The sequence below is a fragment of the Serratia sarumanii genome, assembly GCF_029962605.1.
In the GTDB taxonomy this organism is placed as follows: Bacteria; Pseudomonadota; Gammaproteobacteria; order Enterobacterales; family Enterobacteriaceae; genus Serratia; species Serratia sarumanii.
The window spans coordinates 1,337,739-1,357,734 of the sequence record NZ_CP124750.1; the positions used below are offsets into that span (position 1 = coordinate 1,337,739).

The window sequence follows — 19,996 nt, forward strand, 5'->3', positions numbered from 1 at the left end:
CAGAATTTGTCACAAATCCGCCATACAATCCCAGTGCCAAGCGCTGAACCCTCACATATAATTCGCTGAGTTCAAGCCCCCATTTCAGAGTAATGCCTGTGAAAATACGTGTTTTGGTTCTGACCCTGCTCGCTTTGCAGGCGGGCGCAGGCTTTGCGCCGCGCGCGTTGGCCAGCGACAACGCCGCCGCCCTGCACGCCACCCAACCGGAGTTGGCCTCCGGCAGCGCGATGGTCGTCGATATGCAAACCCATAAGGTGATGTATGCGCGCAACCCGGATGAAGTGGTGCCGATCGCCTCGATCACCAAGCTGATGACCGCCATGGTTACGCTCGACGCGCACCTGCCGCTCGACGAGATGCTGGCGGTGGACATCCGCCAGACGCCGGAGATGAAAGGGGTGTATTCACGGGTGCGGCTGAACAGCGAAATCAGCCGTAAGGATATGCTGCTGCTGGCGCTGATGTCGTCGGAAAACCGCGCCGCCGCCAGCCTGGCGCACCACTATCCGGGGGGCTACAACGCCTTCATCAAAGCGATGAACGCCAAGGCCAGAGCGCTGGGCATGACCAATACCCATTATGTGGAACCGACCGGGCTGTCTATTCATAACGTGTCGACGGCGCGCGATCTGACCAAGCTGCTGATCGCCACCAAGCAATATCCGTTGATCGGCCAGCTCAGCACCACCACCGAACGCATGGCCAGCTTCAAGGATCCGAACTACACGCTGCCGTTCCGCAACACCAACCATCTGGTGTACAACCCGAAATGGAACATCCAGCTGACCAAAACCGGCTTCACCAACCAGGCGGGCCACTGCCTGGCGATGCGCACGGTGATCGGTAACCGCTCGGTGTCGCTGGTGGTGCTGGACGCCTTCGGCAAATATACCCACTTCGCCGACGCCAACCGGCTGCGCAGCTGGATTGAAACCGGCAAGGTGACGCCGATCCCGGCCGCCGCCCGTGACTATCGCCGCCAAAAAGACGCCCGTCTGGCGAAGAACGACAGCGAATAACCCGCCTGGCGGCCTGCCCGTTTGCGGCAGGCCGCTATCGGCCCTCGGGCCGTCTGATGACAAATCCCCGCTCGCGATCGCCGTCGAAACCCGCCTTGAGATAAAGCTGGTGCGCGCCGGTGCGTTGCTGCCCCGACAGCAGCATCACCTTGTAACAGCCCTTGCGCCAGGCCAGCTGCAGCGCGTATTCGATCATCGCGAGCGCCACGCCGTGGCCGCGATAGGGCTCCGCCGTCACCACGTGTTCGATGACGCCGAACGGCTGCGCCTGATGCGCCAGCCCCGGGATCAGCGCCAGCATGCAGGTGGCGATCGGCTGTTCCTCTTGCGCCGCTACCACCAGACGGATTGCCGGATCGTCCAGCAGGCGCTGCAGGGCACGGCGCGCGTCGTCGCTGCGCAGCGGCGCATCCTGTGGGCGCAGCTCGCGATACAGAGCCAACAGGCCGTTGAGATCGTCCGGCTGCGCCAGGCGATGAATGATGCTCATGGTTGCTCCTTTCGCCGCTTCAAGGGTAATCCGCTATCCTCCATTAATACCACAACGATTACCGAAGGGGATGTTATGAGTCAGGTTTCGACCTTTGTCATGTTCCAGGGGGAGGCGCAGCAGGCGATCGACCTCTACAGCCAGGTGTTTGCGCGTTTTCGGCTCATGCAGGTGCAGCATTACGACCCGACGCCGGACGGCCGGCGGTTAATCAAGCATGCCACCATCGATTTCGACCGGCAGAACCTGGTGTTTATCGACAGCCCGATCAGCCATGATTTCAGCTTTACCCCGGCGGTGTCGCTGTTCATCAACCTGCCTAACGAAGAAGCGTTGGAGAGGGCGTTCCACCGCCTGGCGGAGGGCGGTAAGGTGCTGATGCCGCTCGACGACTACGGCTTCAGCGCTCGCTTCGGCTGGCTCAACGATCGCTTTGGGCTTTCCTGGCAGCTCAATGTGCCGGCGGGGGATCTGCCCTGAGGCTAAGGGGGAGTGTGCAAAAGGCATGGTAGTTCCTGTTGTTGTTTCATATGCTTATCGCCGGGGCAGGAACTCTGCCGTGGGGAATACCGACAACATCATGGAAAGGTGCGATTTGATTGATTTTGACCGCTATGTTGAGCAAGCGAAGTCTTACGGTGAGTGGCCGGGGGCACAGGTGGGCACGTTGTCCGGTTGCGTTGAGGGATTGAGCTACCGCCTGTATCGACAAACTGCCGAGAGCGAAGACGTGATCGTGGTTTATCACGGCGGCGGGGTTAACAGCGCCGCCGGGTATGACATTCTTGCGCGCCAGCTGGCCGCCGAGCCAACGCTCGCGGTGTGCCTGGTCGATATTCGCGGGCATGGCGATTCCACGGGAGAGCGGGGGACGGTTGAGCGGCCTGAGCGTATTTGGCGCGATGTCGATGTCATCCTGGCGGAAATGCGCCTGCGTTTTCCGTTAGCGCGCAGGCACCTGCTTGGCCATTCCAGCGGCGCCGGGATGTTGCTCAACTACCTGACCCGCTATCCTTGTGAACAGCAGGCGGACAGCCTGATCCTGCTGGCACCCGAGCTGGGGCCATTTTCCGGGATGGCCCGCGATCTGGCGGCGGCGGCCCGTTTTGCCCAGGTGCGGCAATGGCCTTTTGTGGCCAATGCGCTCAGCGGTGGGCGATGGTTTGGGCAATCTCGGGCGGTCAGCCTGAATTTCCCCCCGGCCGTACTGGCCGCCTCCCCCGATTTTGTTTGCCAATACAGCGTTAATATGGCTAACGCCTTGACGCCACGCACCCCGGCAAAGCAACTGGCGGCGCTGCGATTGCCGACTTTGCTGCTGGCGGCAGCGCAGGATGAGTTGTTCAGCGCACAATCCTTGCAGCGTTTCGTTGAACAGCATGGCAGCGTGCATGTTGCCTTTGGCTTGCTTGCGAGCAGCACGCATTTATCGTGCGTCTTTGAGGCCCACGGCCCGATCCTTCAACATATCTCACGCGCGTTCGCTCTCGGAGCTGATGAGGGACTGTCAGGCGAGAGGTTTTAACTTCCACCCGGCGTTTTCCGCGATCCTCCCATATCCTTTCATGACGCTTTACCGCTATGCTAAATATAGAATGGCCCGTGAACATGAAAAGGATGAATCATTTTGGCAGGAAGTAGCTTACTTACCCTTATCGACGATATCGCCTCGTTGCTGGACGATGTCTCTTTGATGACCAAGATGGCGGCAAAAAAAACCGCTGGGGTGCTGGGGGACGATCTGGCGCTCAACGCGCAGCAGGTCACCGGCGTTAAAGCCGACCGCGAACTGCCGGTGGTGTGGAGCGTCGCCAAAGGTTCGCTGATCAACAAGGCGATCCTGGTGCCGCTGGCGCTGCTGATCAGCGCTTTCGCGCCCTGGGCGATCACGCCGCTGCTGATGGTGGGCGGCGCCTACCTGTGCTACGAAGGGTTCGAAAAGGTGTATCACAGCCTGAGCCAAGACAAGCAGGCACATGAGGATAAGCAAGACGGACCGGGCGCCAATGAGGATGTGGCGGCCTATGAAAAGCGTAAGATAAAAGGGGCTGTGCGTACCGATTTCGTGTTATCCGCCGAGATTATCGCCATTACGTTGGGCACCGTCGCCGGCGCCACTTTCAGTCAGCAGGTGATCGTGCTGTGCGGCATCGCGCTGGTGATGACGCTGGGGGTTTACGGCATCGTCGCCGGTATCGTCAAGCTGGATGATTTGGGGCTGTACCTGAGCCGCAAGGGCAGCGCGTTGGCACGCGCCGTCGGCGGCGGCATCGTGCGCGCCGCGCCTTATTTGATGAAAACGCTGTCGATCGTCGGCACGGTCGCCATGTTTATGGTCGGCGGCGGCATCCTGACCCACGGTCTGCCGCCGGTACATCATCTGTTTGAGGGCTGGGCTTCCTACGCTACGGTGGTGCCGACGTTGGGGCATATTTTGCAGGGTGTCATTCCAGCCCTGCTGAACGTGGTGTTCGGCGCGATTGCCGGCGGCGTGGTGCTGGCGGTGGTGTCGGCGCTGGGCGCGGTGCGCGCGCGTTTCAAGGCATGATGAAAAGTCTCGCCCCGCAAGGGGCGGGACGGAGCTGACGCTTTAAAAAATCAGTTTGAGAACGCCGGTAATCGTCAACAAACCCACGATGAAGATGATGGCGACAATCCACAGAATAATTTTCATTTACTTCTCCCTTACCGGTTAAATGTGGCGCACGATTGGCGCTAACTTAATGAAATCACTCTTCACTATAGACGCTAACTTCCTATCGTGCGTCGCCATGTATTCAAGGATGCTGACTGTCGCCCGCGCCCAGCGCGCGCTGCATGAGGTGGGTGTCGCGCCATTCCCCCAGTTTGAACCCCACGGCCTTTAACGTCCCGACGCTGGTAAAGCCGAGCGACTGGTGCAGCGCCAGCGAACCGCGGTTGGCGGCGGAATCGCCGACGATCGCCAGCATCTGGCGCCAGGGCCCTTGTTCGCAGCGGGCGATAAGCTTGCTCAGCAGCGCCTTGCCGACGCCTTTGCCCTGTTGCCCTTCGGCGATATACACCGAGTCTTCCACGGTAAAGCGATAGGCCGGCCGGGGGCGATACGGCGTGGCGTAGCAGTAGCCCACAATATGGCCTTCGCTTTTCGCCACCAGCCAGGGCAGCCCGGCTTCTTGCACCTTGCTCAGCCGCAGCTGCATTTCCGCCAGGGGCGGCGGCTGTTCTTCAAACGAGGCGGCACCGTACAGCACGTGGTGGGTGTAAATGCGCAGCACGGCGGCCATATCGTCCGGCGTGGCGTCAAGGAGGCTGAGTACGGGAGCGGAGAGCGTCATGGTAATGCCTGTTTACCTTGGAAATCAGCGGATAAACGCCATTATGCGCGCCGCTCGCCGCCGGGGTAAATCGGGTTTTCTTATGATGAGATAAGAAAAGGCGATGATGATGTGGCAGGGGCTCTTTGGGGAGAGCCCCTGTGGCGCAGTGCCTGGAATTACCAGCCTTTCACCGCGCCGCCGTTGAAGATTTTCTCGGCGGCTTTGGCGACTTCGTCCGACTCATAGGCCTTGATGAAGTTCTGCACGTTCGGCGCGTCCTTGTTGTCTTCGCGGGTGACGATGATGTTGGTGTACGGCGAGTCTTTATCCTCGATGAAGATGCCGTCTTTGGTCGGCGACAGGCCGGTCTGGTTGATGTAGGTGGTGCTGATAACGGCGACGGTGACCTTTGGATCGTCCAGCACGTGCGGCAGCTGCGCGCCTTCCAGCTCCATGATTTGGTAACGGTGCGGGTTGGCGCTGATGTCCAGGGCGGTGGGCAACAACCCCTTGCCTTGTTTCAGCGTAATCAATCCGGTTTTTTCCAGCAGCAGCAGGGCGCGCCCCAGGTTGGTCGGATCGAGCGGGATGGCGATCACCGCGCCGTCCGGCAGCTCTTTGAGCGATTTTATCTTTTTGGAGTAGCCGGCCATCGGGAAGACAAAGGTATTGCCGACCGCCACCAGCTTATAGCCGTGATCTTTGTTTTGCTGTTCGAGGAACGGGCGGTGCTGGAACACGTTGGCGTCCAGTTCGCCCTTGTCGGTGGCGTCGTTCGGCAGCAGCGAACCGCTGAAGCCGACCAGCTCGACGTCCAGCCCGTATTTCTCTTTCGCCACCTGTCTGGCGACTTCCGCCACGTCCTGTTCCGCGCCGTTGATGACGCCGACCTTGATATGGTTCCGATCGGTTTTTTGATCGCAGCCCTGAAGCGCCAAAACGGCGGCGAAGGCCGCCGCCAGAGGGGTGATACGCCAGCGTAAGGTCATCGAAGTCTCCCTGAAAAGAACAATAAAATCAGTTGGTTTTTGTTCTTACAGCTAAGCCTGAACCGCCGATGAAGTCAAACGCTCGCTCAGCATAAACGGCTATAGCTTATAGCCGTTATGCGGCGGGGGATTATCGGCTGAGCGAACGCAGCACCACGATGCCCGGCGTGGCCATCACGTAATCCATAAAGGGCGAATCGACCACCCGCATGTTGGCCTTGCGCGATGAGGCGTTGCGCAGCACCGGGCCGTTGTCGGTCATCACGAAGATGCCGGTGTGGGTCACGTCCAGCCCGTCCAGGTTGGTATAAATGCCGATGTAATCGCCGGTGCGCAGCTGGGCCAGCACCTTGTCGTTGATACGGTCGCTGGGGATATAGGTCACGCTGCGTTGTACGTCGGGCAAGCCGGGCAGGTAGCTGCCGCCATCCGCTTTGCGGTTGAGGGTTTTCACGAGGGTGACGGCGTGCGGGCTGAGCCGCGCGGTGATGTCTTCAGCCACTTTTTTCGGCCGCTGCGCCCAATCGGTGAAGAAGTGTTTGCGCTGCGGGAAGGCGATGTTGCCGTCGACGTAGCGAATGTCTACCAGGCGCTGTACGAACTCGCCCTCGCTGCGGGCGGTGCTGAGTGCTTCCACATAATCGATGTAGGTGAAGCAATCCAGCCCGCGGAAGTCGATCACCAGCTGCTCGGGCGTGCTCTGCGAACCGATCAGGCGGTTGGCGAGATAGGGCGTGCCGAGAAACTCGCGCGAAATCAAATCGACGGTGCGGCCATGTGGCTGCGTGGCGTGCCAACCGGCGCGCAGCGCGAGGATCTCATGCAGCTTGCTGCGGGTGCTGGCGTCCATCTGCGGTTGCACAGCCGGCGGCGAAACGGTGACGTCGGTCGGCGGCGTTGCGGGGGAGACGGCGGTGGGGCGCTCGGCGCATCCGCTCATGGCGATAGCTAACATCAGTAAAACAACCTTGTTCTGGTTCATACGGCCCTCCCTGGGTGTCGCTGGCTTATCAGAGTCAGTGATAACAGTTCTCATCCGATGGTAGGGGTTAAAAAGTAAACATAGCCTCAATGGCGGCCGATAAATCAGTAACCGATTTCGCTATTGAACGGCAAATACCAGAACAGCGCGATTTCGTGATCGGCGATCTCCGGCTCGGCGCGGTACAGCAAACGGTCGATGCCGCCGAGAATAAACCCGTAATGCTGGTAGCAGCGACAGGCGGCCAGATTGTTGTTCTGCGTTTCGAGCATCATACCTGAGGTTTCCTGCTGCCGCGCCCACTGTTTGGCGCAGTCCAGCAGCGCCCCGGCGATGCCCTGACGGCGCGCGTGAGCGCTGACCGCGATCTCGTCGATCAGGGTGTAACCGTTCCAGTTTTTGCTCAGCGTGATGTGGCCAACGGCTTGGTCCTGGCGATACGCCAGAAAAGTCGCGCTGTCTTCGTTGGCGAACGGCGCCAAGGGATACTGTTTGCGAAACGGCGCCACCGGGCGGGTTGGCCAGCTGTCGACCGGGGTGTCGAACTGCGGCAGGGCGTAACAGCGGATGGTAAAGCCGAAATCGCCGCGCGTCAGGTAATCATCGGGCAGCGCCTCAATGGCCGCGATGCGGATGGCCGGGATCATTACGGCAGCTCCCGCAGCAGGCGCGCCGGGTTGCCGGCATAAATCCCCTTGCGGGTGATGTTGCGGGTCACGACCGCCCCGGCGCCGATCACCGCGTCGCTGCAGATCTCCACCGCCAGGATGGTGGCGCCGGAGCCGATGGAGACCCGATCGCCGACGCGCGTGCGCCCCCAGCTGGCCGGATCGGCATTGGGCGCGCCGTCTTTGAACAGATCGTTGGCGAAGGTGACGCCGTGGCCGACAAAACACGCTTCGCCGAGGGTGACGTATTCGCAGATAAAGCTATGCGACTGAATTTTACTGCGCGCGCCGATGCTGACGTGGCGCTGGATCTCCACGAACGGGCCGACGAAGACATCGTCGCCGAGCCGGCAGCCGTACAGATTGCAGGGCTCGACAACGGTGACGTTGCGCCCGGCGTCGACGTCGACGATCCCCGCCTGGCGGGTGGTGATAACGGATGACATGGCCTTCCTCGCAGCCTGGTTTTTATGGTGGGAGTATAAGACAAAGCGCCGCGGCGTTGCGCTTTCCGCACGTTTTTTCGCCGAAAGACTATAATGAGTACAGGGGAGAGAGCCCCGTGGCCGCAATCCTCGCACGGGTAGCAGTCCGTCGGAGGTGTGAAATTCGTTCGCCGATCGCGGCCTACGGCGAGATAGGAGGTGTCTCATGGTCAGTCATGTTTGGGGACTTCTGGCGCATCCCAGCGCCGAGTTCGAACAGATCAAAAACGAGAATGAAAGCGTCTCGCACCTATACACCCATCACGTGTTGCTCTTGGCAGCAATCCCGGTGGTCTGCGCCTTTATCGGCACCACCCAGCTGGGCTGGCTCTCCGGCGAGGGACATGCCATCAGGCTCGACATGTTTACCGCGCTTTATACCGCCGTGGCGTTTTACCTGCTGATGCTGGCGGGCGTAGCGGCCATGGGGAAAGTCATTCACTGGATGGCGCGGCGCTATGAATCGCGCCCCAGCCTGCACCGCTGCATGGTGTTCGCCGGCTACGTGGCGACCCCGATGTTCCTCAGCGGGATTGTGGCGCTCTATCCGGTCGTCTGGCTGTGTCTGTTTGTCGGCATTATCGGCCTGTGCTATTCGGGCTATCTGCTGAATCTGGGGATCCCGCACTTCCTGAATATCGACAGTAAGGAAGGGTTCATCTTCTCCAGCTCGACCTTCGCCATCGGCATTCTGTTGCTCGAGCTGCTGCTTGGGGTGACGGTGCTGCTGTGGGGGTACGGTTCCTGGTTGTTCTGAGTTAACGGCTGTTGTTATCGCCCCCGCGCCGGTGGAACGGCGCGGGGGCTTTTGCTTTTATGCACGGCGGAAAACCAGCATCACGCCGAGCACGATGCCCGCCATGCCCAGCAGGCTCAGCGCCGCCAGCGCGTGGCCGAGCAGCAGGTAGTCCAGCAGGGCGGTGACCGCCGGGATCAGATAGAACAGGCTGGTGACCTGCACCAGGTTGCCGCGCTGGATCAGGCGATACAGCAAGAAGGTCGCCAGCACCGAGATCACCACCGCCATCCACAGCAGCGGCAGCACGAACGCCGGCCGCCACTCGACCCGCAGCGGCTCAAACGGCAGCGCCAGCGTACACATCAGCAACCCGACGGCATACTGCAGCGGCAGGACCGCCAGCGGCGGCTGCGTCATGCCTTTTTGCAGCAGGGTGCCGGCGGTCATGCAGCCCAGCGCGATAAAGGCGAACAGCATGCCGCTCAGCGAGAAGTGGGCCACCATCAGGCTTTGGTACACCACCAGCGTCAGCCCGGCCATCGCCAGCGCCAGGCCGAGCGCCCGCAGCCCGGTGCAGCGCCGTTCGGTGATGAACTGGGTGAGGATCGGCTGTACGCCAAGCAACGTGGCCAGCACGCCGGGCGTAATACCCTGTTCCAACGCCAGCAGATAGCAGATTTGATAGCTGCCGATCATCAGCACGCCAATCAGCGCGACGCGCCGGCGGGTGCCGGGGGCGGGCAGGCACTGGCGCTGCCACAGGCCGATGGCCAACAGCACCGCCAGCGCGATGGCGCAGCGGAAGAACAGAAAAGCGAAGGCGGAGGCGTGCTCCAGCCCCCAGCGGGAGAAGATCGCGCCGCTGCTCCAAAGCAGGACGAACAGCGTAGCCAGGCCGGCATTGGCCCAGAGAGAAGGTAATCGCATGTCAATTTCACCTGTCGTGAAAATTACAGGCTCCGGCGCGCGCGGCGGTCTACGCCTGAACGCAACAGATCAATAAGCCGGAGGTAAAAAGTCGGTTTGGCTTAGCGCACGACCACAATGCGTGGCGGGTAAGCGGCAACCGCTGAAACGACAGAGGAAACGGCGGGTGGAGCGGAAGAAGCACACAGCAAAACGGCGGCCGGAACGGTCGCATTTGTCGGATCTGTGCTGTGCGCCAGGTAGGCCATGTGAGTTCCTGAAAACCGGGAATGAAACTAATCGCTCAAACATAACTAAGTTCAGCGGGGCGTGCAATCGGAAATCGCAGCGGCATAAATGATAATGAAAATCATTATCATTTATTGAAGGGTATGCTATGTTGCTTTGGCCGCGCAGTGTTGACGCAGAGGGCGCGGCTTGCCCTTGCCTCGGTTCACGCAATGCGTGCGACAAAAGACGTTGCGATTCGCTTTTGCAGAAGGCGCGTAATCGTGGTAAAAATATTGATATGTTATAATATAACAATTTACGCATAATGAATTCAGTTCACGACATCCTCCACGTTGATGGGGTTAGCCTGACCGGCCACGGCGGGGCATTGATACTCGACAACATCCATTTCGCACTGCGCGCCGGTGAGAAGCTGGCGGTGATCGGCCCTAACGGCAGCGGCAAGTCCAGCCTGTTGCGTGCCCTGATCGGTGAAACGCGGCCGGACAGCGGCGGCATTTACTGGCGAGGGCGCGCCTTGTCCGCGTGGCCAGCGGCGGAGCGCGCCAGAAGCATCGCCTTTCTGGCGCAAAACGATTCGCCGGATTTGCGGCTGTCGGTTGAGGACTATGTGGCGTTGGGCCGTTTGCCGCATGGCGCATGTTCTGCGACGGGAAAGCGCATCGTTGACGAAGCCATCGGGGAAACCGGGCTGGCGTCGCTCAGGCGCCATCCGTTGGGGCGGCTCTCGGGCGGCCAGCGCCAGCGTGCCGCGCTGGCTCGGGCGTTGGCGCAGTCTCCCGATCTGTTGTTGCTGGATGAACCGACCAATCACCTCGATCCGCCCGGGCGCTCGGCGCTGCTGTCGTTAGTGAAAAATAAAGAAATCGCCGTGATTGCGGTCTTGCACGATCTGCCCGTGGCAGAGGCGTTTGCCGATCGGATCCTGGTGCTCAACGAAAGCCGTCAGGTGGCCTGTGGTACGCCCGAGGCGGTGTTGCAGACCCCGGTGATTCTGCCGGTGTTCGGCATGAACAGTTTCAAGGTGGCACATCCCGTCAGCGGGAAAACACTGCGCATTTTTGACGTTCCCCATTGCGCTTGATAAACCAGAGAGAAACATGAACGCACGCGTATTCATCCTGCTTCTGCTGTTGGCCGCCAGGTCGGCGGCGGCTGAACAATTTCCCGTCACCGTAGAAAGCTGCGGTGTGCCGGTCACCTTCAACCAGGCGCCGCAGCGCGCCGTCATCAACGACATCAACATGGCCGAGATGGCCTTTGCACTGCATCTGCAGGATCGCATTGTCGGGCTGACCGGCATCACCGGCTGGTACAAACTGACGCCCGACTTCAAGGCCGCGATGGGCACCATTCCCGAGCTGGCGCCGAAATATCCCGCTTTGGAAACGCTGCTGGCGGCACAGCCGGATTTCTTCTTCGCCGGCTGGAATTACGGCATGAAGATCGGCGGCGACGTCACGCCGGAGAAGCTCGCCCCGTTCGGCATCAAAACGCTGGTGCTGAGCGAGAGCTGCGTACAGGCCGGCGGGCGGCCGCAGAAGGCCGATATGAACCTGCTGTATGACGATGAGCTAAAACTCGGCAAGATTTTCGGCAAGCAGCAAGAGGCCACCGCGCTGGTTGAGGGCTGGCAGCGCCGGTTGGCTGCGCTTCCCGCCAGGCCGGCGGGCCAGCCGCCGCTCAAGGTGTTCGTCTATGACTCGGGGGAGGAGAAGCCTTTCACCAGCGGCAAATACGCTATGCCGACGGCGATCATCGAAGCGGCGGGCGGCCGCAACGTGATGGACGGTTTGCCGGCGAGCTGGACGACGGCGTCCTGGGAGGCGGTAGCGGCGGCCGAGCCCGACTTCATTATTCTGCTGGATTACCAGACCGGCTCGGGCGCCGATGCGCTGCGGCGCTTCCTCGAGTCTCACCCGTTGATGAAATTGACGCCTGCCGTACGGCACCACCGCTATCTGAAACTGCAGTATGCGGAGCTGACGCCGGGGCCGGCCAACATCGGCGCAGTGGAAAAGCTGGCGCGGGCGCTGTACGCGCCGGAGGCTGAATGAACTCGCCGACCCGGCGCTTTATGCTGCTCGCACCGCTGGCGCTGTCGGTATTGTGCGGGCTAATGATCTGGAGCCTGCAGCTGGGGAGCGTCGCGCTGTCATGGCGGCAGGCGTTTGCGGCGTTAGGGCTCGGTTCGGCGCCGCTTTCCGGCATGCTGGACACCATCGTCGTGCAGCTGCGGGTGCCCAGGGCTTTGTTGGCGGCGTTAACCGGCGCCGGACTGGCGATGACCGGCGCGCTGCTGCAGACCACCACCCGCAATGAGTTGGCCGATCCTTTTTTGTTTGGGCTCTCTTCCGGTGCCTCCGCCGGCGCAGTGCTGGTCATCACGCGCTTCGGTGATGCGTTGGGCGTACTGACGTTGCCGCTGTCAGCTTTCGTCGGCGGCATTCTGTCCGCGATGGCGGTGATGATCCTGTTTCGCGTCAGCCGGGTCAGGCGCGCCGAGCAGCTGATCGTCTGTGGCCTGGCGGTCTCATTTTTGTTTAGCGCGCTGACCAGCTACCTGGTGTTTTCCGGCGATCAGCGGGCGGCCGGTTCGGTGTTGTTCTGGTCGCTCGGCGGGCTGGGGCTGGCGCGTTGGGATAATCTGTTCATTCCGCTGGCGAGTTTCGTGCTGCTGGCCGGGTTTACGGCGCTGCGTTGGCGGGCGCTGGACGCGCTGCTGGCGGGCGAGCAAACCGCCCATTCGATGGGGGTCAACGTGGCGCGGCTGCGCACCGAGACCTTTCTGTGCTGCGCACTGTCCACGGCGTTTCTCGTTTCGCTGACGGGCGTGATCGGCTTTGTCGGGCTGATGGTGCCTTATCTGGCCCGGCGCCTGGTGGGCGTGCGCCACCGATTGTCCGTGCCGATGTGCGGCATGCTGGGGGCGATGCTGCTGACCGGCGGTGACATGCTCAGCCGCAGCCTGATCCCCAATCAGGAACTGCCCATCGGCATCATTACGGCGGGGCTGGGGGGCGCGTTCATCGTGTCCTTGCTGCTGCGCGCGGAGCGGTGAACGCCGCCCTGTCTCAATAGAGCTCCAGATGCAGGCGCTGCTGCTCAATCAGCGTCTGCCACAGGTTTTCCGCCCCGTGGGCTTGCTCTAGCGCCGTCGCCACGGCATGTTCCAGATACTGACGATTGCCGCACAGGTAGACATGCGCGCCCCGCCGCAGCAGGCCGCTGACGACATCGGCGTGATCGTCGATGGCGTGTTGCACGTAATACTTGTCGGCGGTGTCGCGCGAGAATGCCGTGATGAGCCGCGTGAGTACGCCCGCCGCGTTCAGCGTGACCAACTCCTCGCCATACAGGAAGTCTTCATCGCGCCTTTTCTCACCGAAGATCAGTACGGTTTCACGCCGTTCGCCCTGGGCGGCCATTTCGCGCAGTAAGCCAATCAACGGTGCGATGCCGGTACCGGTACCGATAAGCAGCACCGGTACGGTGGTATCGCGCGGCAGGTAAAAGCCGGGGTTGGCGCGGCAGAAGAGGCGGAAAGGGCCGGGTTGGCTGAGCAGCCAGCCGGTCGCCGTGCCGCGCCGGGGGCGGCCGCCGCGTTCATAATGCACGTCGCGCACGCACAGATCGAGGCTCTCTTCCCGCGTTGCCGAAGCGATGGAGTAGGCGCGCGGCAGGCAAACGGGCAGCAGCGTCAGCAGGTTCTCCAGCGTGACCGCGTGCGGCGGGCAAAAATCGTGCAGCACGTCCAGCAGATCGGCGCCGTACAGATAACTCTCCAGGGCTTTGCGCTGGCGGATCTTGAGCAAGCCTTTGAGTTCTTCGCTGTCGGCCAACTGCGCCAGTTCGCGCAGCGTCGTTTTGCTGAGCTGGCGCAGCTCCCGGCGGCGCAGCGCGTCGGCGGCCTCCGGCCTGCCGAGCCAGTCAGCCAGCCGGGTCAATAATCCTTCGTCGTTCTCCGGCAACAGATAGACGGTATCTCCCGCCCGGTAAACGATGCCGCTGCCGGCGATATTCAGCCGCAGGTGCCAGGCCTGCGGCGTGCGTGCGCTGAGCGGCCGCCGTTCGAGGAGGGCGGCGCTGAACGCATGGTCTTCACCGTAGGCGGTCACGCGCAGATGTAAATCGCGGCCGGCCTGGGCATCGCCGGCCAGCACCTTCTCAAGCGTCTTCAGCCAGGTTGCGAAGAACGGTTCGAAGTTAACGTCGGCGTCGACGCGATTGACGATGGCCTGGGCGCCGTATTGCGTCAGGCGTGCATCCAGCGCCTGCGTGAAGCCGCAGAAATGCGGGTACGCGGTGTCGCCGAGGCCGAAGATGGCGTAGCGCAACCGGTGGCGGTCAGGCCATTGCGCCAGAGCGTCGGAAAAACGCTCGGCGTTGGCGGGCGGTTCGCCGTCGCCAAATGAGCTCGAGACGATCAGCAGGGCGTCACGCTCGCCCACATCGGCGGGCTGGATGGCGTTGAGTTCTTTCACGACGGGGCGGTAGGGTTGCAGGCTGCTTTGCTCGCCCAGGCGCATCGCCAGCGCCCGGGCGTTGCCCGACTCCGAACCGTAACCAATCAGGATGCGTTCGATAAGGTCGGCCATGGCGGTTACTTGTCGTAGTGGTTGTCGAACTGTTCTTTGGCGAATTCCACCGATTCGAAGTCGGTCATCAGATCGTTGATCACGCGGCGGATGCTGATATAGGCCGCGATATTGCCCTGGGCGTCATACAGCGGCTGCACCGTGGTGTCGACCACGTACAGCACGCCGCCTTTGCCGACGTTCGGAATGATGCCGGTCCAGATGCCGCCCGCCTTGATGGTGTCCCACATCGCTTTGTAAACCGCTTTCGGCACGGAAGGGTGGCGCACGATGCTATGGGGCTGGCCCACCAGCTCTTCCCGGGAAAAGCCGGTCAGCTGGCAAAACAGATCGTTGACGTAGGTGATGGTGCCCTGCAGATCGGTGGTGGAGATCACCATCACTTTATCGAGCGCGGCTAACAGCTGGGCGGAATCGAGGGTCTGACTCATGGTAGGTTCCTTCTCATTAACAACTTCGCGGTGATTGCCACGGCGGATGCCATGTATCCGTCATGACAGTTTTGTAATTGATTCTCATTTGCGATGAATGGTAATCGGGAAATTTATAAGTTGCAATAAAAATGCATCTTTAAGGGCGCAGAAAGATCACGATGAGGCAGGCAGGGGAGAGTCGGCCCGCGCCGGGTGCGGCGGCGGGCCAATCGGGCGGTCTTAGCGGGGGCCTTCGGCCCAGCCTTTGCGTTTACTGGTTTTGCCGATGCCGGGGTTGAAGCTGTTGGTCGGATCGGCGGCGCGGTAGAACGCCTGCAGATCCGGTTTGGCGTGATACAGGTGGCCGACGTTATGCTCCGCCGGGTACTCGGCGCCGCGCCGGTTGAGGATCTCGAGCATCTTTTCTTTCAGCGCGTGGCTGTCGACGCCTTTTTTCACCACGTAGTCCTGATGGAAGACGTGGCACATAAAGTGGCCGTAATACAGCTTATGCACCAGCTGGTTGTCGATTTCCGGCGGCAGCGTTTCAAACCAGTCGGTGTCGTTGCGGCGCAGGGCGATATCCAGCGCCAGAATATCTTCCACCTTGTCGGCGTGCACCGCATGGTAGCGCACGGCGGCGCCGGCGGCGGCGAAGCGGTGCAGGAAGGCCTTTTTGCCTTCGTCAGGCGTACAGGCGAAGAAAGCGCCTTCGGCCTGGGCGAAGTACTCGGTCAGGTAGCGCTGCGCTTCGTCTACGCCGGGGCCGGCCATCTTCAGCAGCAGGTGATGTTCGAAACGTTCGCGGTAGTCCTTCATGCGCTTCGGCAGGTGGCTCGGCGCCAGATGGCTCAGGCCCTGCATCAGCCGGTCGGTCAGGTTGTGCGGCAGCAGCGGCAACTTGTTGAGGCTGGCGTCCATGCGGCCTTTCAGGGTGAAGAAGCGCGGCATCTGATCGGTGCCGAGCTTGTCGATCATCATGAAGGTGTCTTTGCCGTACACCTCGGCGATGTCGAAGATATCGCGGTGCATGTATTCACCGGCCACCGGCAGGTTGTCGAACTGGCTCAGCATGTGGCGGCGCAGCTCGGTCAGCACCGCGGTGTCGTTGGTGCCGATATAGAATACCTGCTCTTTGCCTTCTTTCTCGAAGGTGTCGAGCCGCACCGCGAACACCGCCAGCTTGCCGGCGCAGCCGGAGGCCTCGAACAGGCGGCGTTTGTCGGCGTTAAAGCGGGAAGGGGTGTCGGCATCGACGTCGCGCACCCGGCTGGCGTACTCGTTATCCGAGGCGCGCAGCTCGCCGTATTCGACGTCGGTCGGGCGATAGTCGCCTTTTTCCAGCCGGGTGAGGATCTCTTCCGGCGTGTCGCCGAGGCGGATGCCCAAATGATTCACCAGGCGCAGTTGGCCGTCTTCCCCTAGCTGGGCGTACAGCGCCATTTCGGTATAGGCCGGGCCGCGTTTCACCAGCGATCCGCCGGAGTTGTTGCACACGCCGCCGATCACCGAGGCGCCGATACAGGAGGAACCGATCACCGAATGCGGTTCGCGGCCGTAGGGTTTGAGCAATTTCTCGAGGTGGTGCAGGGTGCTGCCGGGGAAGCCGACCACCTGCTTGCCGTTGTCCAGCACCTGAATATGGTCGAGGCGCAGGGTGCTGACGATGACGATGTCGCGATCATAGTCGTTGCCGCTGGGGGTCGATCCTTCGGTCAGGCCGGTATTGGCGGCCTGCATGATGACGATTTTGTCGGCGGCCACGCAGGCCTGCAAAATGCGCCACAGCTGCAACAGGCTGGTGGGAAACACCACCGCCAGCGCCTGGCCTTCGCCGGAGCGGAACCCCTTGCGATACCGCTCGGTGTTGCGATCGCCGGTCAACAGCTGCGGGCCGCCGACGATGTCCTTGAGCTGATTGATAAACGCCTGATTGCCTGACTGCATGCTGTCTGTCTCCCTGTCATCCCCGTCGCTTTAACCGCGGCGCCGGAGTGCCGCATATAAGCTAAGAGGTTATCAATTAAATAACTTATTAAGCTATCAGCTTGCCGGGCTAATGGCTTGTGGGTTTAGTAGCGCTCGGCGTAGCCGGCCCGGCGCTCTTCGTCGCGCAGCGTCAGGATCTCCACGCCGTCGGCGGTGACCGCCACGGTGTGCTCCCACTGCGCCGACAGTTTTTTGTCGCGCGTCACCACCGTCCAGCCGTCTTTCTTCTGCTTGATGCGGCGGTCGCCCTGGTTGATCATCGGCTCGATGGTGAACACCATGCCTTCCTGCAGCACCAGACCGCTGCCGGGTTGACCGTAGTGCAATACCGCCGGCTCTTCATGCATATCGCGGCCGATGCCGTGGCCGCAATACTCCCGCACGATGCTGTAGCCGGCCTGCTCGGCGTGCCGCTGGACGGCATGGCCGATATCGCCGAGGGTGGCGCCCGGTTTCACCGCGCGAATGCCCTGCCACATCGATTCATAGACGTTGTTCACCAGCCGTTTGGCCAGCGGCGTCACCTGGCCGACGCAGTACATCTTGCTGGAGTCGGCGATATAGCCGCCGTTTTCCAGCGTGATGTCCACGTTGACGATCATGCCGGAACGCAGGATTTTGCTGGCCGACGGCACCCCGTGGCACACCACGTCGTCGATTGAGGTGTTGAGCACATAGGGGAAATCATACTGCCCCTTGCTGGCCGGGCGCGACTTCAGCTCTTCGACGATAAACGCCTCGGCGCGGTCGTTGATCTCCATGGTGGAGATGCCTTCGACGATGACCTCATCGAGCATAGCAAACACTTTCGCCAGCAGGGCGCCGGAATGGCGCATTTTGGCAATCTCTTCCGGCGTTTTAATCACAATCTGTTTCACCCGACAATCTCCTTCAGCGTCAGCGCGTTATCTTTCATCATTTTTTTTACCAGCTGCGGATAGGTCAGTTCCGGATGGAACTCCGCCAGCATGCCGATCTTGATCCAGTACTCGGCCTGCGCGTTGATCGAACGCGTCATGGTCAGGCTGGCGAGGCGCAGATCGTCATGCAGCGCGTCTGAAATTTTTACGATGCCCATCGGCGTCTCCCTAAGTGAACTATATACGAAGTGTATACGTTTAGGATGGTGGCGATGTGGCATTCTGTGGCGTAAGAAGATTCTGGCAACAACGATTGCCGCCGCCAGGCAATGCGTTTATTGTGATAAACGACTTTTTTGCCATGATTTTTCAGAAGGATTTAAGGCGTGACTAAACTACGTGTTGGGGTGATTTTTGGCGGTAAGTCGGCGGAGCATGAGGTGTCGCTGCAGTCGGCCAAAAACATTGTGGATGCAATCGACAAAGAGAAGTTTGACGTCACGCTGCTGGGGATCGACAAACAGGGGCAGTGGCACATCAACGACGCCTCCAACTACCTGCTCAACGCCGAGAACCCGGCGCTGATCGCGCTGAACCGCTCGAACAAGAACGTGGCGCTGATCCCGGGCCAGGAAAAACAGCAGCTGATCGAAGCGGGCAGCGCCGGCGCGTTGGGCCAGCTCGACGTCATCTTCCCGATCGTGCACGGCACGCTGGGGGAGGACGGCTCGCTGCAGGGGCTGCTGCGCATGGCCAATATGCCGTTCGTCGGCGCCGGCGTGCTCGGCTCGGCGGTCAGCATGGATAAAGACGTGACCAAGCGCCTGCTGCGCGATGCCGGGCTGGCGGTGGCGCCGTTCGTCACCCTGACCCGCGCCAACCGCGCCGGATTCACGTTTGAGCAACTGAGCGAGCGCCTCGGCCTGCCGCTGTTCGTCAAGCCGGCCAACCAGGGCTCGTCGGTCGGGGTCAGCAAGGTGGAAAACCGCGCCGAGTTCGACGCGGCGGTATCGCTGGCCTTCAGCTTCGATCACAAGGTGCTGGTGGAGTCGGCGATCGTCGGCCGCGAGATCGAGTGCGCGGTGCTGGGCAACGACGATCCGCAGGCCAGCGTGTGCGGCGAGATCGTGCTGAGCGACGCCTTCTATTCTTACGACACCAAATACATCAATGAGCAGGGCGCTCAGGTGGTGGTGCCGGCGGCAATCGCGCCGGAAGTGAGCGACCACATCCGCGAGGTGGCGCTGAAGGCGTTCCGCGCGCTGGAGTGCTTCGGCCTGGCGCGGGTGGATGTGTTCCTGACGCCGGACAACCAGGTGGTGATCAACGAAATCAACACGCTGCCGGGCTTCACCAATATCAGCATGTATCCCAAGCTGTGGGCCGCCAGCGGCGTCAGCTATCAGGCGCTGATCACGCGCCTGATCGAATTGGCGCTGGAGCGCCACCAGCAGGATCGCGCGCTGAACAGTTCGGTGTTCGATCGCTAAACGCGGCAGGGGGCGGCGGTGCCGCCCCCGTCTCTCACTTCACCGTCACATCGATATCGCCGAAATACTTCTTCGACAGCGCCGTCACCGTGCCTTGCTGTTTCACTTTGGCGATGGCGGCATCCAGTTTTTTCTTCAGCGCCTCATCCCCTTTACGCAGGCCGAAGGCGATACCTTCACCGAGGATTTTGTCGTCGCGCACCGCCTCGCCGACGAAGGCGAAGCCTTTGCCGTCCGGCTGCGACAGGAAGCCGCTTTGCCCCGACGGCGCCATCACCAGCGTGGCGTCGAGCCGACCGGCCGCCAGATCGAGGTAAACCTGATTTTGATCCTGATAAGACACCACGTCCACGCCCGCCGGCGCCCAATGGGTTTTGGCGTAAATCTCCTGAATCGATCCTTGCAGCACGCCCACGTGTTTGCCCGCCAGCGATTTGGCGTCCGGCAGCAGGCCGCTGCCGGCCTTGGCGATCAGGCGGTTCGGCACCTGATAGATGGCGTCGGTGAAGGCGATCGCCTGACGCCGCTGTTCGGTCACGTTCATCGCCGAGTTGATGGCGTCGAACTTGCGCGCCTGCAGCGCCGGGATCAGGCTGTCGAACGAGGTTTCCACCCAGCTGCATTGCAACTGCGCGGCGGCGCACACCGCGTCGCCCAGTTCGATGTCGAACCCTTCCAGTTTGCCGCTGGCGGATTTGGATTCGAACGGCGGATACAGCGCTTCCAGGCCGAAGCGCAGGCTGTTTTCCGCCGCCAGCGAAGCGCCGGCGGCCAGCAGGCATCCGGCGGCGAACAGCGTTTTCAATGCTTTCAT

Annotated in this window: 23 protein-coding genes; 9 read left to right on the plus strand and 14 right to left on the minus strand. The window is 61.4% G+C overall.

Annotation, left to right across the window (positions count from 1 at the left end; genetic code table 11):
* Window positions 1–92 precede the first annotated feature (92 nt).
* Window positions 93–1,022, plus strand: coding sequence for a D-alanyl-D-alanine endopeptidase (gene pbpG / locus SSARUM_RS06345; protein WP_041033978.1), 930 nt, complete (start codon window positions 93–95; stop codon window positions 1,020–1,022).
* 34 nt (window positions 1,023–1,056) lie between these two features.
* Here pbpG and SSARUM_RS06350 read toward each other — a convergent pair whose 3' ends face one another.
* A complete protein-coding gene (locus SSARUM_RS06350; RefSeq protein WP_033647069.1) occupies window positions 1,057–1,512 on the minus strand; it encodes a GNAT family N-acetyltransferase in 456 nt (151 codons plus the stop codon).
* A 75-nt stretch (window positions 1,513–1,587) separates the two neighbouring features.
* Here SSARUM_RS06350 and SSARUM_RS06355 point away from each other — a divergent pair, with 75 nt between their 5' ends.
* From SSARUM_RS06355 to SSARUM_RS06365, 3 genes are all read left to right on the plus strand, one after another.
* Window positions 1,588–1,992 carry a VOC family protein gene (locus SSARUM_RS06355; RefSeq protein ID WP_048321353.1) on the plus strand — a complete coding sequence of 135 codons (405 nt, stop codon included), beginning with the start codon at window positions 1,588–1,590 and terminating at the stop codon, window positions 1,990–1,992.
* A gap of 79 nt (window positions 1,993–2,071) precedes the next feature.
* Window positions 2,072–3,037 carry an alpha/beta fold hydrolase gene (locus tag SSARUM_RS06360; RefSeq protein ID WP_228657591.1) on the plus strand — a complete coding sequence of 322 codons (966 nt, stop codon included), beginning with the start codon at window positions 2,072–2,074 and terminating at the stop codon, window positions 3,035–3,037.
* 102 nt (window positions 3,038–3,139) lie between these two features.
* Window positions 3,140–4,060, plus strand: a complete 921-nt coding sequence (locus SSARUM_RS06365; protein ID WP_048321354.1) for a DUF808 domain-containing protein — start codon at window positions 3,140–3,142, stop codon at window positions 4,058–4,060.
* Between the two features lie 42 nt (window positions 4,061–4,102).
* On the opposite strand, the gene SSARUM_RS24660 is transcribed toward SSARUM_RS06365, so the two are convergent.
* The 6 genes from SSARUM_RS24660 to SSARUM_RS06390 form a co-directional block, all read right to left on the minus strand.
* Window positions 4,103–4,186, minus strand: coding sequence for a small membrane protein YohP (locus tag SSARUM_RS24660; RefSeq protein ID WP_016928643.1), 84 nt, complete (start codon window positions 4,184–4,186; stop codon window positions 4,103–4,105).
* A gap of 103 nt (window positions 4,187–4,289) precedes the next feature.
* Complete coding sequence (locus SSARUM_RS06370) at window positions 4,290–4,829, minus strand: GNAT family N-acetyltransferase (protein ID WP_033637541.1); 540 nt, start codon at window positions 4,827–4,829, stop codon at window positions 4,290–4,292.
* Window positions 4,830–4,987: 158 nt separating this feature from the next.
* On the minus strand, window positions 4,988–5,800 hold the full coding sequence (locus SSARUM_RS06375; protein ID WP_033653481.1) for a MetQ/NlpA family lipoprotein: 813 nt from the start codon (window positions 5,798–5,800) through the stop codon (window positions 4,988–4,990).
* A 130-nt stretch (window positions 5,801–5,930) separates the two neighbouring features.
* The gene (locus tag SSARUM_RS06380) at window positions 5,931–6,782 is read right to left on the minus strand and encodes a DUF1460 domain-containing protein (protein WP_049212815.1); all 852 of its coding nucleotides are present in this window, start codon (window positions 6,780–6,782) and stop codon (window positions 5,931–5,933) included.
* 104 nt (window positions 6,783–6,886) lie between these two features.
* Complete coding sequence (locus SSARUM_RS06385; protein WP_033653479.1) at window positions 6,887–7,429, minus strand: GNAT family N-acetyltransferase; 543 nt, start codon at window positions 7,427–7,429, stop codon at window positions 6,887–6,889.
* Complete coding sequence (locus SSARUM_RS06390; RefSeq protein WP_033647061.1) at window positions 7,429–7,896, minus strand: acyltransferase; 468 nt, start codon at window positions 7,894–7,896, stop codon at window positions 7,429–7,431. Before SSARUM_RS06390 ends, SSARUM_RS06385 begins: the two co-directional genes overlap by 1 nt.
* A gap of 205 nt (window positions 7,897–8,101) precedes the next feature.
* Between SSARUM_RS06390 and SSARUM_RS06395 the strand changes: the two genes are divergently transcribed.
* Entirely contained in the window at window positions 8,102–8,692 is a 591-nt protein-coding gene (locus SSARUM_RS06395) for a Yip1 family protein (RefSeq protein ID WP_033637547.1), read from the plus strand.
* A gap of 57 nt (window positions 8,693–8,749) precedes the next feature.
* On the opposite strand, the gene SSARUM_RS06400 is transcribed toward SSARUM_RS06395, so the two are convergent.
* Window positions 8,750–9,601 carry a DMT family transporter gene (locus SSARUM_RS06400; protein ID WP_033647059.1) on the minus strand — a complete coding sequence of 284 codons (852 nt, stop codon included), beginning with the start codon at window positions 9,599–9,601 and terminating at the stop codon, window positions 8,750–8,752.
* Between the two features lie 598 nt (window positions 9,602–10,199).
* Here SSARUM_RS06400 and SSARUM_RS06405 point away from each other — a divergent pair.
* From SSARUM_RS06405 to SSARUM_RS06415, 3 genes are read left to right on the plus strand one after another with little or no spacing between them, the layout of a single operon-like run.
* Entirely contained in the window at window positions 10,200–10,916 is a 717-nt protein-coding gene (locus tag SSARUM_RS06405) for an ABC transporter ATP-binding protein (protein ID WP_060387414.1), read from the plus strand.
* A gap of 16 nt (window positions 10,917–10,932) precedes the next feature.
* Complete coding sequence (locus SSARUM_RS06410) at window positions 10,933–11,889, plus strand: ABC transporter substrate-binding protein (protein ID WP_060387415.1); 957 nt, start codon at window positions 10,933–10,935, stop codon at window positions 11,887–11,889.
* Window positions 11,886–12,893, plus strand: a complete 1,008-nt coding sequence (locus SSARUM_RS06415) for a FecCD family ABC transporter permease (RefSeq protein WP_049195876.1) — start codon at window positions 11,886–11,888, stop codon at window positions 12,891–12,893. Before SSARUM_RS06410 ends, SSARUM_RS06415 begins: the two co-directional genes overlap by 4 nt.
* Before the next feature lie 13 nt (window positions 12,894–12,906).
* On the opposite strand, the gene SSARUM_RS06420 is transcribed toward SSARUM_RS06415, so the two are convergent.
* From SSARUM_RS06420 to SSARUM_RS06440, 5 genes are all read right to left on the minus strand, one after another.
* The gene (locus SSARUM_RS06420; protein ID WP_060387416.1) at window positions 12,907–14,430 is read right to left on the minus strand and encodes a flavodoxin domain-containing protein; all 1,524 of its coding nucleotides are present in this window, start codon (window positions 14,428–14,430) and stop codon (window positions 12,907–12,909) included.
* A 5-nt stretch (window positions 14,431–14,435) separates the two neighbouring features.
* Entirely contained in the window at window positions 14,436–14,861 is a 426-nt protein-coding gene (locus SSARUM_RS06425; RefSeq protein ID WP_033647052.1) for a PAS domain-containing protein, read from the minus strand.
* Between the two features lie 222 nt (window positions 14,862–15,083).
* Window positions 15,084–16,790, minus strand: coding sequence for a D-lactate dehydrogenase (gene dld, locus SSARUM_RS06430; protein ID WP_060429713.1), 1,707 nt, complete (start codon window positions 16,788–16,790; stop codon window positions 15,084–15,086).
* Between the two features lie 125 nt (window positions 16,791–16,915).
* The gene (gene map / locus SSARUM_RS06435; protein ID WP_033653472.1) at window positions 16,916–17,710 is read right to left on the minus strand and encodes a type I methionyl aminopeptidase; all 795 of its coding nucleotides are present in this window, start codon (window positions 17,708–17,710) and stop codon (window positions 16,916–16,918) included.
* Window positions 17,707–17,910: a ParD-like family protein gene (locus tag SSARUM_RS06440; RefSeq protein WP_006324220.1), complete on the minus strand. Its 204-nt coding sequence runs from the start codon at window positions 17,908–17,910 to the stop codon at window positions 17,707–17,709. Before SSARUM_RS06440 ends, map begins: the two co-directional genes overlap by 4 nt.
* Window positions 17,911–18,078: 168 nt before the next feature.
* On the opposite strand from SSARUM_RS06440, the gene ddlA reads away from it, so the two are divergent.
* Window positions 18,079–19,182 (plus strand): D-alanine--D-alanine ligase, encoded by a 1,104-nt coding sequence (ddlA, locus tag SSARUM_RS06445; RefSeq protein WP_033637551.1) that lies wholly within the window; start codon window positions 18,079–18,081, stop codon window positions 19,180–19,182.
* Window positions 19,183–19,216: 34 nt separating this feature from the next.
* On the opposite strand, the gene SSARUM_RS06450 is transcribed toward ddlA, so the two are convergent.
* Window positions 19,217–19,996, minus strand: a complete 780-nt coding sequence (locus tag SSARUM_RS06450; RefSeq protein ID WP_033647048.1) for an ABC transporter substrate-binding protein — start codon at window positions 19,994–19,996, stop codon at window positions 19,217–19,219.